Annotated in this window: 9 protein-coding genes; 7 read left to right on the top strand and 2 right to left on the bottom strand. The window is 47.9% G+C overall.

Going from position 1 to position 12,521, the window contains the following annotated elements; all coding sequences use genetic code 11:
* Window positions 1-2 precede the first annotated feature (2 nt).
* The 6 genes from BK120_RS10130 to gucD are packed head-to-tail and all read left to right on the top strand — an operon-like array spanning window position 3 to window position 7,367.
* Window positions 3-782 carry an SDR family NAD(P)-dependent oxidoreductase gene (locus BK120_RS10130; protein WP_076267356.1) on the top strand — a complete coding sequence of 260 codons (780 nt, stop codon included), beginning with the start codon at window positions 3-5 and terminating at the stop codon, window positions 780-782.
* 49 nt (window positions 783-831) lie between these two features.
* The gene (locus BK120_RS10125; RefSeq protein WP_076267355.1) at window positions 832-2,178 is read left to right on the top strand and encodes a family 4 glycosyl hydrolase; all 1,347 of its coding nucleotides are present in this window, start codon (window positions 832-834) and stop codon (window positions 2,176-2,178) included.
* Between the two features lie 14 nt (window positions 2,179-2,192).
* On the top strand, window positions 2,193-3,170 hold the full coding sequence (locus BK120_RS10120; protein ID WP_076267354.1) for an aldose 1-epimerase: 978 nt from the start codon (window positions 2,193-2,195) through the stop codon (window positions 3,168-3,170).
* A gap of 2 nt (window positions 3,171-3,172) precedes the next feature.
* A complete protein-coding gene (locus BK120_RS10115) occupies window positions 3,173-4,894 on the top strand; it encodes a dihydroxy-acid dehydratase (protein ID WP_076267353.1) in 1,722 nt (573 codons plus the stop codon).
* Window positions 4,895-4,943: 49 nt separating this feature from the next.
* Window positions 4,944-5,876, top strand: a complete 933-nt coding sequence (locus tag BK120_RS10110; protein ID WP_076267352.1) for a hypothetical protein — start codon at window positions 4,944-4,946, stop codon at window positions 5,874-5,876.
* 33 nt (window positions 5,877-5,909) lie between these two features.
* Entirely contained in the window at window positions 5,910-7,367 is a 1,458-nt protein-coding gene (gucD, locus tag BK120_RS10105) for an alpha-ketoglutaric semialdehyde dehydrogenase GucD (protein ID WP_076267351.1), read from the top strand.
* A 147-nt stretch (window positions 7,368-7,514) separates the two neighbouring features.
* On the opposite strand, the gene BK120_RS10100 is transcribed toward gucD, so the two are convergent.
* On the bottom strand, window positions 7,515-9,143 hold the full coding sequence (locus BK120_RS10100) for a response regulator transcription factor (RefSeq protein WP_076267350.1): 1,629 nt from the start codon (window positions 9,141-9,143) through the stop codon (window positions 7,515-7,517).
* On the bottom strand, window positions 9,133-10,956 hold the full coding sequence (locus BK120_RS10095) for a sensor histidine kinase (protein WP_179089776.1): 1,824 nt from the start codon (window positions 10,954-10,956) through the stop codon (window positions 9,133-9,135). Before BK120_RS10095 ends, BK120_RS10100 begins: the two co-directional genes overlap by 11 nt.
* 191 nt (window positions 10,957-11,147) lie before the next feature.
* On the opposite strand from BK120_RS10095, the gene BK120_RS10090 reads away from it, so the two are divergent.
* The gene (locus BK120_RS10090; RefSeq protein WP_076267348.1) at window positions 11,148-12,506 is read left to right on the top strand and encodes an ABC transporter substrate-binding protein; all 1,359 of its coding nucleotides are present in this window, start codon (window positions 11,148-11,150) and stop codon (window positions 12,504-12,506) included.
* Window positions 12,507-12,521: the final 15 nt, after the last annotated feature.

The following is a 12,521-nucleotide window of genomic DNA, read 5'->3' as shown; positions in this document are numbered from 1 at the left end:
ACATGAGTATGAAGCAAGGACGCCTCTTTTCAAAGGTAGCGATTATTACAGGAGCGGCATCAGGAATCGGTAAAGGAACGGCGCTGCTCTTTGCTGAAGAAGGCGCGAGTCTTATCCTGGTCGACATCAACGAGGAGAAATTAAACGAGGTGGCTGCCGAAATTCGCCAAATGGGCGGAAGCTGCGAGATCGTATGCGGCAGCGTGGGCCTGATGAAGACGGCTGAAGATGCGGTGGCAAGCGCGGTCAACGCTTACGGCGGGCTTGATATCGTTTTTAACAATGCGGGCATTATGCCTGTTGGCGATATTTTGGATTATGAGGAAGAAACTTGGGATGAAGTGCTGCAGGTTAACTTAAAGTCGATGTTCTTAATGTGTAAAAAGGCGATCCCTGAGATGCTCAAGAGAAATGGCGGTTCCATCATTAATACTTCTTCGGTCATGGCCTCCTTAACGGAGCCTGGCTATACCGCTTATTCTGCTTCCAAAGCAGGCATTATTGGTTTAACCAAAGAGATTGCCGTCTCCTATGCCGAGAAAGGCATCCGCTGCAATTCGATTTCGCCAGGCTGGGTGGAGACGGATATGAACGTCCGTCTTGCCGAAAGCCTGGGCGGAATAGATAAATTGTACCCGATCATTAAACAGCAGCAGCCGCTCGGAAGAATGGCAACGACGCGCGAGGTCGCGTATGCCGTGTTATTTTTAGCCTCCGACGAATCGGTCGTCGTTAATGGCTCTAATCTAAGCATTGACGGAGCAGCATCGGCTGCGATTTGATAACAAGCCCTCATTCAAAATCATTCACTCTCATATGGAGGTTATACCTATGGCTAAAATTAGTATTATCGGAGCAGGCTCTGCGATGTTCTCCCTCAGCCTAATCAAGGACATCTGCTTGACGCCTTCTCTTGAAGGCAGTGTCGTCAGTTTTATGGATATCGATGAGCAGAGATTGGAAAGCGCATATTCCCTTTGCGAACGCTACGCCAAAGAAGCTAATATCCATCTGGTGCTGGAAAAAACGACGGACCGGAGAGAATCGCTTAGTGGAGCCGACTTCGTCGTGCTTGCTGCGCTGGTCGGAGGCCATCAGCGTTTGAAGGACGGATGGGATATTGCCCAGAAGCACGGTTATCGGTTTGGCGGGAGCCTGCATGTGATGCATGACGAAGGTTTCTGGATTAATTTCGATCAGCTGCGCCTGATGGAATCGGTTATGCTGGATATTTTGGAAATTTGTCCGGACGCTTGGTATATGCTCGTGTCCAACCCGGTCATGGCGGGCGTAACCTACTTGCAGCGCAAGTATCCACAAGCCAAGCTGGCAGGCTTCTGCCATGGTTCTAACGGGGTAAAAGCTGTGGCTGAGGTGATCGGACTTGATCCAAATCATATTACGTATGAGATTCCAGGCGTGAATCACTTTATTTGGCTGACCGAGTTCCGATACAAAGGGGAAAATGCATTTCCTATTTTGGATCGTTGGATCGAAGAAAAATCGGCTGCTTATATTGAGAACTGCGCTACCTGCGACTGGTTAGGCCCCAAAGCGCTTGATCTCTATAAGAAATTCGGCGTATTTCCAATTGGCGATACGGGAAATCCGGGCGGCGGCTCTTGGCCGGCTTGGCACCATGCGGATCAAGAAACGGAGCATCTCTATAAGGAAGACCCTCAGGCTTGGTGGCGGGATCTTTACTTTGCGGGAGGTGCAGCTGGCGTAGAGAGAATCCGGAAGGTTTCTGAAAATACGACAGAAGCAGTTATGGATCATTTCCCGCCGGTGCATTCGTCAGAGCCGATGATTCCTTTTATTGAAGCGATAGCATGTGATGTGCCTAGAGTGATGATCCTTAATATATTGAATGACAGCAACTACGTGCCGGGCATCCCGCTCGATTTTCAGGTGGAAATCCCTTGTTACGTCAGTGGAATCGGCGTTCAAGGCATTAAGACCAAAGGCTTGCCTAAGCCTCTGATTAACTTTGCGCTTCGCGATCGTGTCGCACCCGTAGAGATTGAGCTGCAGGCCTATGATAGCGGGAATCTTAAAGATCTTGTCCAGTTAGTTATGATGGATCCGTGGACCCGTTCCGAGAAACAGGCTCGTGCGCTGCTGGATGATATTCTTAAATTGCCTAGCCTTGCTGCGATGAGACAGCACTTTAATTAAGGAGGCAGGCGGAATTGGCTATCGAACAGTATGAGCTTTATGGGGAGACAGCAATAAGGGTGCAAAATGAGGAGCTGGAGTTCACGCTGGTACCGGCTTGGGGAAGTAACCTACTATCTTTGCGATTAAAAAATAAAGATCTTGAATTGCTGCGATTTCCGGAAAGTCAGGAGATGTTTAAGGCAGATCCTATCTTGTATGGCCTGCCGATCCTCTTCCCTCCCAATCGCATTGCCGATGGCAGGTTCGCTTTTAATGGCAGGGACTATCAGTTTGATATTAATGATGCTGCTGAACACAATCATACCCATGGCTTATTATTTGATGCGCCGTGGAAGCTTCTACGGGCGGAGGCAGAGGGAGAGAGGATCGTACTGGAGACGATCATTCATTCCGATGAGCATGAAGCGATTTTAGCTCGGTTTCCACATTCATTTAGTGTTCAAATGAGTTACATCTTGGAGCGGGCAACGCTCACGATTAAAGCGACAATCAGCAGCCAGGATGCCGCGCCATTTCCTTGGGGACTGGGCTATCATACGACCTTTAATTATCCGTTCGACCGCTCTGGAGATCTGGCGAAATGTCAATTCTCTCTCAATGCGGATAAGCAGTGGGTGCTGGACGAACGTTTCTTGCCAACCGGCGAACTAGTGGATATTCCTTATTTGGAGGAGCTGCGCGAGGGGAAAAGCTTAGTCGAGCACGCGCTGGACGATGCGTTTCAGACAGCAGAATCGGGAGCCAATGAGGCAGTGCTGACCGATCTGAATTCCGGCATTCGCGTTGTGTACAGCGCGGACGAGCAATTTAAGCATTGGGTGGTCTACAACCATGATGCACGGCAGGGTTATTTGTGCCCAGAGCCTTATACTTGGATAACGAATGCACCAAACTTGCAGCTTCCGCAGGAGCTGACGGGCTTCCGTGTTCTTCAGCCTGGCGAGCAAGTGACAACAACAACACGAATTCGGATGGAAGAGGTGATTTGAGCATGTCTTTGCGCAGTGACCGATGGTTTAAACACCCGTCGAAGGAAACGCGATTCCAGCATCTGTCGGCCATGAGGGCTAATGGACATGTTCCCGAATCATTTGTAGGCAAGCCGATTATTGGCATCTTCAACTCCTGGAGTGATTTGAATAGCTGTAATGCGCCCCATAAAGAATTAGTCGAGTTTGTCAAACGCGGAGTGCTGCTTGCCGGAGGATATCCGCTTGAAATGCACACGATCACGACGCCTGCTGATTTTATGAAGCCTTCCGATCTGCCTTATCGCAATTTGATGGCGATGGACGTCGAGGAGTCTATTCGGGCATTGCCAATTGACGGTGCAGTGCTGCTTTGCGAATGCGATAAGACAACACCCGCCCAGCTTATGGGTGCAGCGAGCAGCAATATTCCTTCGCTGCAGCTTGCTGCTGGACACCGGGCATCAGGTTCCTTTCGCGGGAAGAAAGTGAATTATGGGACGGATCTTTGGAAGCTGATGGATGATTACAATGCGGGCCTTCTGACAGACGAGGAATGGAGCGAGCTGGAAAAATGCATTTCATGCACGCAGGGTGGATGTCCTGTCATGGGCACCTCCTCTACCATGAAATGCCTATCGGAGATTCTCGGCATGATGCTGCCAGGCACCTCCACGAATCCGGCCACGCATGCCAGCCGTAAATGGGCAGCCGAAGAAACGGGTAAACGAATTGTTGCGATGGTTAGGGAAGAGTTGACTCCGGCTCGTCTAATGACGGAAGCTGCATTCGATAATGCCATCAAGCTGCTGGCAGCGCTTGGCGGCTCTACCAATGCGGTTATCCACTTAACTGCGATTGCAGGGCGGCTCGGGATCCATATCCCTTTGAAGCGCTATGAAGAAAAATCTAAGGGCATCCCGCTTTTGGTCAATCTCCAGCCGAGCGGAGAGTACAGCATGGATGATTTTTTTGAAGCAGGCGGGCTTGGAGCGGTGATCAGCAGACTGCTGCCCGAGCTGGATGCGACTTGTCTGAGCGCGCTTGGAACTACGCTTGAAGAAAGTTATCGCGATTATCCCGCTTACCGGGATGATGTTATTTATTCTCTGGCCGAACCTTATAAAGTGGAAGCGGGCATTGCTGTACTAACAGGTAATTTGGCGCCTTCGGGAGCTATTCTGAAACGAGCAGCTAGTTCCTTAATTAATCATCAACATAGAGGCCAAGCCATCGTATTCGATAGTTATGAAGAGATGTATGAAACCATTGATAGCGAGCAGTTGGAGGTCGATGAGACCTCGGTGTTAGTTCTGCGAAACTGCGGACCGGTGGGAGCAGGGATGCCTGAATGGGGAGCGCTGCCGATTCCGAAGAAGCTGTTAAAGCAGGGAATTCGGGATATGGTACGAATCAGCGACGCCCGAATGAGTGGAACAAGCTTTGGTACGAATATTTTGCATGTTTCGCCGGAAGCCCAGCTTGGAGGGCCTATCGCTGCCATTCGAAGCGGGGACTGGATTGTGGTCGATCTGGATCACGGTACGATTAGCGTAGAGCTAGCGGATGTGGAAATACGTGAGCGTCTGCGTGATTGGTCGCCTGTTCGTTCGCATAAGCGAGGGTTTATGAAGCTGCATGCGGATCATGTATTGCAAGCCGACCAAGGCTGCGACCTTGATTTTCTGCGTCCAAATTCGAAAGAGGAAGCTAAATTTATAGAACCAATCGTCGGACGAGGTTAAGAGAAGTTAGTCATTCACCTATATGGAATGAGTGAAGGGGGAAACAACGATGAATAAAGCTCAAGCGTTTGCGGCTAGTCTGGGCCTGCCGGACAAAGAACAGTATCAGCTCGCGACAAGCGTAAAAACATTTGAAGATGGAGCCCATTACCGTGTGGAAATCCCTTCGGTAGAGGGCCCTGCAATTATGGAGAGCGTCATTGCAGAAGCCAAGCAATTTGGACTAACGGTCAACCGCGTCTCTCAGGGCAGCGGAATTATGCTGTTAAGCGATTCCGAAATTAACGATATGGTTCAAATGGGCATGGCGGAAGGGATGGAGGTATGCCTCTTCGTTGGGCCGCGAATGAGCTTCGATATCGGAGCGATGTCTCTTAGCAGCAGCGGAAAGCTGCTAGGCGGGCGGCACGCCGGAATGGATCAGCTGCTCTATGGACTGGAAGAAATATTTCGTGCGGCTGAATTAGGCATTCGAAGCGTTCTTGTGGCGGATGAAGGCTTATTATGGCTGATCAATCAAGCGAAAATCAAGGGACAGCTGCCAGCCAATTTAGTCGTTAAGATTTCAGCGCTGATGAGCCCAACCAACCCTGTAAATGCTCGGATTTTTACGGAGCTTGGCGGGACTACTTTGAATTTGCCTGGCGATATTACTCTGCCGCAGCTGTCATCGATTCGAACCGTGGTTGATGCTCCGATCGATCTCTATATTGAGTCGCCGGACGATATGGGCGGTTTTATCCGCAACTATGAAATTCCGGAAATTGTAAGAATCGCTTCGCCAGTTTATCTGAAATTCAGGCTTCGAAATGCTGTTAGCGTGTATCCGGCGGGTATTCACAACAAGGAGCTGGCCATCGCGCAGTGCAGGGAGAAAGTGCGCAGAGCTCATTTGGGCATTCAAGTTCTCGATCGATATCATTCGTCTGCCATTCAATCCGACAAGTTTGCCGAAGGGCTGGGAATTCCCTCAGTGCACTAATGCGATAACCCAAGGGATGGAGTGAATAGAGAAATGACTATAGAGCAGACTTATTTGAATTTTATTGATGGAAAATGGAGCGTATCCGCAACCGGAAGGTTGACGGAAAGCATTAATCCTGCGAATTCGTCTGAGATCGTCGGATATGTGCAAGATTCCAATGAAGCGGATCTTGATCATGCGGTGAATGCCGCTAATCGTGCCAAAGAAGCATGGCGCAGGCTCTCGGGCGCAGCGCGGGGCGATTATCTGTTCAAGGCAGCCAACCTTTTGGAGGCAAGACTGGAAGATATAGCTGGAACTATGATGCGCGAGATGGGCAAGACCCTTGCGGAATGTAAAGGTGAAACGGCTCGTGGAGTTGCCATTCTTCGTTATTATGCCGGGGAAGGCATGCGGAAGACAGGAGACGTTATTCCTTCAACTGATCATGAGGCGATCATGTTCACCACTCGAGTGCCTCTAGGTGTCGTAGGTGTCATAACGCCGTGGAATTTTCCGGTTGCGATCCCGATGTGGAAAATGGCACCGGCGCTTATTTATGGTAATACGATTGTCATAAAACCAGCCATTGAAACGTCGATTACGGCAGCAAAGCTGCTTGCATGCTTTGAGGAAGCAGGCTTTCCGCCTGGTGTTGTCAATATGGTCACAGGTGACGGTGCCTTAATTGGAGGCGGTATTGCCAATCATTCCAATATTCAAGGTATTACCTTTACGGGGTCCAATAAAGTAGGGAAGCAGATTGGCCAAGCGGCTCTTTCGCGTGGAGCCAAGTATCAATTGGAGATGGGCGGTAAAAATCCGCTTATCGTCGCTGAAGATGCTAACCTCGATCTTGCGGTAGAAGCAGCGATTAGCGGCGGTTTGAAATCCACGGGACAAAAATGTACGGCTACGAGCAGGGTCCTCGTGCAAGCCTCTATTTATGAAGCGTTCCGGGCGAAGCTGCTGGATCAAGTCAAACAATTGAAGCTGGGAAATGGGAAGGATTCCACCACATGGATGGGGCCTTGTGCCAATGAAAAGCAGCGTAATACCGTTCTTTCCTACATTAATAAGGGAATCGCGGAAGGAGCGAGCCTTCTCTATGGCGGAAGCATACCGGAGGATGAGGAATTGTCGAATGGCTATTACGTGCAACCGACCGTCTTCGAAAAGGTAACTGTGGATATGACGATTGCCAAGGAGGAAATTTTTGGCCCGGTTCTGGCGCTCATACCTTTTGTGGACTTGAAGGAGGCTTTATCGCTGGCCAATGACGTGGAATATGGACTGAGTGCCTCTATTTATACACAAAATATTAGCCATATTCTGACCTTTATCTCTGATATGGATGCAGGCTTGGTACGCATAAATGCGGAAACAGCAGGTGTGGAGCTGCAGGCACCATTTGGCGGAATGAAGCAATCCAGCTCGCATTCGAGAGAGCAGGGGCAAGCGGCAATCGAATTTTTCACCTCAATTAAAACCGTTTTTTTGAAAGCTTAATGTAAATAGGAAACAAGAAAGTCCCAGTGAAGCAAGAGTTCACTGGGACTTTTTAACTTAACTCTCACAGCTTGAAATTGGTAGTAGCGGAGAAGGCTGCTATAAGCTGCCGTCGTAGTTTTTTTGTTATGCGGCACACGGCTTGAGTCAACCTGCATTGTAGTTTTTTTGATATTGCCGCGGCGTAAGCCCCGTCCACTTCTTGAAGGTTGAGCTAAAGTGACGTTCCTCCTGATAGCCTACCAGTTTGGAAACCGCATAAATTTTATAGCTTTGGCGCAGCAGCTCCTTCGATTGCTCTACGCGGTATTGATGCAAATAGTCAAGGAAGTTAACGCCAAGCTCTTGCTTGAACAGCGAGCTTAAATAGGAATTGCTGACGAAGGTTTCCTTGGCAGCAAGCTCTAGTGTGAGATTTGTATTGTACTTTTGCTTAATCAGCTCAATGGTAGCATGCACAGTACGATGCAGTGACTTCTGGTTCGATACAGCCTCGACGATGCTTTGCACGATTTTTTGCAGGACGACGGAGCAGTCATCAAGCGTCTCCATGTTAGGGATTTGCTCGATCCAGTTCACGAAGCTGTCCTGCCATTCAATAGAGGCAACTTTGCGCTCTTGGGCAAATTTTTGCAGCTCTAAAATAAGACTTGTGGAGCGCAGATGAACCTCAGCTTTGGAATAGCTCGAATTGTTCCGAATATGCGACATGCTCGCTTCAATGGCATCGACTGCCTGCTCATAATGCTCGTTCTGCAAAGCGAGAAGCAGATCTTTCTCGAGTCGATGCAAATAGGCATCGTCTAGAATGGAGCTTTTGGCAGCGGTCTGCTTACCAGCCTCGGCATGAAAAAATATGCCGCCTCTTCCTTGATAGAATCTGGCTTCCATCGCTTCAATCGCTTGCTGGTAACCGATATGCGCATTATCAACCGAAGCAGCAGCTGAGCTGATTGATATGCTAATCGAGAGCTTTAGATAAGCTTCAAGATTAAGCTGGAGCTCCTTCATAGCACCTTCAATCGCCTCGTTGGTCGTGTTTTCTGGATAATTTCCGATCCATAACATCTCGTCGCCATGGCGAAACACCTCAAGCTTGCCATCGTACAACGGCCGAAGGGTTTCACCTGCAATATTTAGCAGCGCATATCGTATAAGCTCTAAGTCACGCTTGGATGCGGTGACGTTCTGCGACTTGTTGGAGTCAATGCGGATCAGACCGACTTGAATGGGTCCGCACGAGAGCGTCATGTCCACTTCATTCATTACGCTGGACCGATCCTCCAGAGGCATGAGCGGATGCTGAACCCATTGCGATAAAATCTGATTTTTGAGCAGATGAAGGTTGCGATTCCAGCTGCGGTTAATGGCATTTAAAGCTTTATCTTCATTTTCGGATTGTTCAATTTTTTGCTTTAAGTCCATAATTACACGAATAATATCATGCGGCATACAAGGCTTTAAGAGGTAGTCGGAAACGCCAAGCTTGATCGCTTCCTTGGCATATTCAAACTCATTGTAGCCGGTCAGTAGCACAGAATGAAATTCATGGCCGGCTGCTTTGGCTTCACGAATAAGGTCAAGACCGTTTAGAAAAGGCATACGGATATCGGTCAGCAGCAAATCAGGGGGATTGTTATGAATCATTTCCAAAGCCTGTTTGCCATTCTCCGCTTCTCCGGCAATCTCAATGCCATACAGCTTCCAGTCGACAAGTGTAAGAATGCCTTCTCGGAACGATTGCTCATCCTCTGCAACGATCATTTTAAGCACCATTTCCATTGCCTCCTTGTTTAATTCGAAGTTGCACCCTTGTGCCTAAGCCTTCCTTGCTTACGATCTCGAATTCTGCCTGTTCATAAAATAAAGCGAGCCTTTCCTTGATGTTAGCCAGTGCCATCCCAGAGTGAGCGTCATCCGTTTGCAAGTTGCGCATTGGCTCCTCTACGGTTGGTTGATTAAGAAGATGTACCTGCTTCTCCGGCATGCCAGGTCCGTTATCGGTGACTTCTAGAATAATAAGCGAGTCCTCTGTATAAGCCTTGATGTGTATATGTCCATTTCCGCCTGAGGGCTCGATGGCATGGATAATCGCATTCTCGACGAGCGGCTGCAGGAGCAGCTTAGGCATACGAAAGTGCTCAATTGAGGGCTCCAAATCAATCTCAAAATTAAACCTCGTCGTAAATCGTTTCTTTTGCAAAAATAAATAGTTTCGTACCAGCTCAATCTCGTGCTTCAGCTCTACAAAATCATTGCCGCTATTCAGGCTTAGTCGGAACACTTGGGAGAGTGAGAGGACCATCTCGGATATTTCTTTATCCCCCTTCTGCACGGCGCTCCAGTTTATCATATTTAAAGTGTTGTATAGAAAATGTGGATTAATTTGCGACTGCAGCGCCTTCAGCTCGGCTTCCTTCTGCTTCAGTCGCGAAGCATATACGTCATCAATTAAGGTTTTAATTCGTCCAACCATCGTATTGTACAAATGACCTAGTCTGCCGATCTCATCGTTGCCGTTGAAGTGTACCCTCTGCGTAAAATCCCCCGTTTGGAGAGCCCTCATGGAGAACATCAGCTTTTTCATCGGATTCGTAATAATGCGGGCAATGACCCAAGAGACAATAATCGTGATGAGCGTAACGATCGCCATGATCGAGAAGGTGACGGAGCCGATATGCTTCAATTCGAGCACCAGCTTGCTGCGATCTTGAATAACGACAGTTCGCCAGCCGGTAATATCCGATAAGGAATCTGAAACGATATAATGATCGTTTTCCTTAAGCAGCGCTAATCCTTCTGCGGGTTCGATGGCAGCTGTATCCATCTGATCGAATACGGGCAGCATTGTTATCGGTTTGCCAATCATGCGCAAATCAGTTGAGGCGAGTAGGGTGCCTTGATCATTCATTACAAACTGTGTAGCTTCCTCATCGTCATGATATAAGGATTTGCTTAGCTTATCTGCGTCCATCCCTATAATTAAAAGGCCGCTTCGAACATAGTTGTAAAAGTTTTTGTACGGCTTCACTAAAACGATCTTGTGATGGGTGTCACCAAGCAGAATACCATCCGAAGGGTAAAACATATCCCATATTTGTCCTGATTCTGTATTAGCGAGCCTCTCATAGTAACGCGTTTTCATAAAACGCTCAAGGCTGATAGCGCTTGCAATACCGGTCTGTGTAATCGCAAACGGCTGAGCGGGCACATCATCCTTCGTAGAGGGATAAAGCACTAGCGATTGGATCGTTTCGCCGGTAACCATAAGCGGCAGCAAATTTTTGAACACTTGATCACGGCGCTGCTGCGTGTCGCCATTCATAACCATGCTTTGAACGGTCGGATTTAGAAACAAGTAATTAGAGAAGCTTAACGTGTTTTTGGCAAAATAGTCGAGTTGATCCTTTGTCTTGATCGCCATGTTCATTTGAGATTGATGAAGCTTATCGACCACTTCTCCCGAGGCAATGTAATAAGAATACAGCCCGGTAATCCCAACGGTTGCAATCAGAAGGGGAATGACTAAGGTAAGCAGTTTCCGTTGCAGCGTAATATGTCGAAAGGGAGTAAAAAAGGATCGCATCATGTTCACCTGTAGCATTCAGATTTGTGACTTCAGTATACCAAGAAATAAATCCAGTTAGGCTGATTTTGGGAATGATCCAAAAAATGAGGCATCTATTCTTAAATTTGGATCATATTTTGTCGCAGATATAACACGTTATAATGGGGACAGAACAGGGAACGCCTGCTCAAATAAAAAAAGGTGGGGTAGCGATGAGAAAAATATGGATTTCGCTAGTAGCAATAATGATGGTTTTTACAGTAGCGGCATGCTCCGGCAATAATGGAAAAAACGGAAGCAGCGAAGCGACGAATAGTCCAACTAATGCAGCAAAAGAAACGGAAGCGCCGAAAGAGAAGGAGCCGGAGCAGGTAACGCTTAAGTTTTTCACAGCGCTGGCTGACCGCTCTAACGGAGCAGGTAAAATCGAGCAAGCAATCATTGATAGTTATATGGCAGAAAATCCAAATGTGAAAATAGAAGTAGAAGCGCTTCAAGATGAGCCTTATAAAGCGAAAATTAAAGTATATGCATCAACAGATGCAGTACCTGACATTATCCAGGCGTGGGGCCAAACTTCTTTTATTAAACCTTTGATCGATAACAACATGCTGCTTGAGTTAAATGAAGCAGATTTTGAGAGCAGCAACTTTGTACCAGGTGCAAAAGATGGATTCTCCCAAGACGGCAAGCTATACGGATTGCCGCGCGGTACAGATTTCTTGGTTATCTACTATAACAAGAAAATTTTTGACGACAATAACTTAACGGTTCCAACAACAACGGCAGAATTGCTTGAAGTATCCAAGCAGCTGAGAGCAAAAGGCATTAACCCGCTTGCAACGAACGCAATGGAAGGCTGGTCACTGCCAATCTGGTTTGAGTATGCAGCACAGCGCCACACAGGCAATTTTGACAAAATGGATACGGTATTGAAGGGTGAAGCTAAATTCTCAGGCGACGCTGACTTCCTTGCAGCAGCACAAGACATCGCTGCACTGGCAGAGAACAAAGCACTTGCAGACGGCTTCATGACAGCAGATTACGGCACTTCCCGCAACTTGTTCGGGCAAGGCCAAGCGGCAATGTTCGTGATGGGTAACTGGGAAGCAGGTCTTGCAACAGACGAAAACTTCCCTGAAGATTTCCGCAATAACGTAGGAGCGATCTCTTACCCGGCTTCTGACAAAGGTAAAGCAACAGATGTAGCTGCATGGTATGGCGGCGGTTACTCCGTATCGAAAACATCGAAGCACCCTGAAGCAGCAGTCGCTTTCTTGCAATATTTCTTCAAGCCTGAGAACTGGGCGAAGCAAGTATGGCAAACAGGATCAGGCACTCCGGCTCAGAAGTTTGATCAATTCCTGACAGGCAACGAAACAGCGCTTCAAAAACAATTGGTTGGCATTTTCAGCGCAATGACTTCTTCCAGCGGTACACCGGTACATGATAACGGTACGGATGAATTCAAGACAAAAGTAATGGAAGCTCATCAAAAGCTGTTTGGAAAACAAATTACACCTGAGCAGTTCTTAACAGAAATGGACGCAGCTGTCGGTGTTCTGAAGTAAACAAATGAGCTAGTT

The organism is Paenibacillus sp. FSL A5-0031 (genome assembly GCF_001956295.1).
In the GTDB taxonomy this organism is placed as follows: Bacteria; Bacillota; Bacilli; order Paenibacillales; family Paenibacillaceae; genus Pristimantibacillus.
Note: the sequence above shows the minus strand (reverse complement) of the source record. Positions and strands in the feature narration are given on the sequence as shown.

Coding starts and splice junctions, on each gene's coding strand:
- BK120_RS10125 (WP_076267355.1), top strand. CDS start 832: ATGGCTAAAATTAGTATTATCGGAGCAGGCTCTGCGATGTTCTCCCTC.
- BK120_RS10095 (WP_179089776.1), bottom strand. CDS start 10,956: ATGATGCGATCCTTTTTTACTCCCTTTCGACATATTACGCTGCAACGG.
- BK120_RS10100 (WP_076267350.1), bottom strand. CDS start 9,143: ATGGTGCTTAAAATGATCGTTGCAGAGGATGAGCAATCGTTCCGAGAA.
- BK120_RS10090 (WP_076267348.1), top strand. CDS start 11,148: ATGAGAAAAATATGGATTTCGCTAGTAGCAATAATGATGGTTTTTACA.
- BK120_RS10130 (WP_076267356.1), top strand. CDS start 3: ATGAGTATGAAGCAAGGACGCCTCTTTTCAAAGGTAGCGATTATTACA.
- BK120_RS10115 (WP_076267353.1), top strand. CDS start 3,173: ATGTCTTTGCGCAGTGACCGATGGTTTAAACACCCGTCGAAGGAAACG.
- gucD (WP_076267351.1), top strand. CDS start 5,910: ATGACTATAGAGCAGACTTATTTGAATTTTATTGATGGAAAATGGAGC.
- BK120_RS10110 (WP_076267352.1), top strand. CDS start 4,944: ATGAATAAAGCTCAAGCGTTTGCGGCTAGTCTGGGCCTGCCGGACAAA.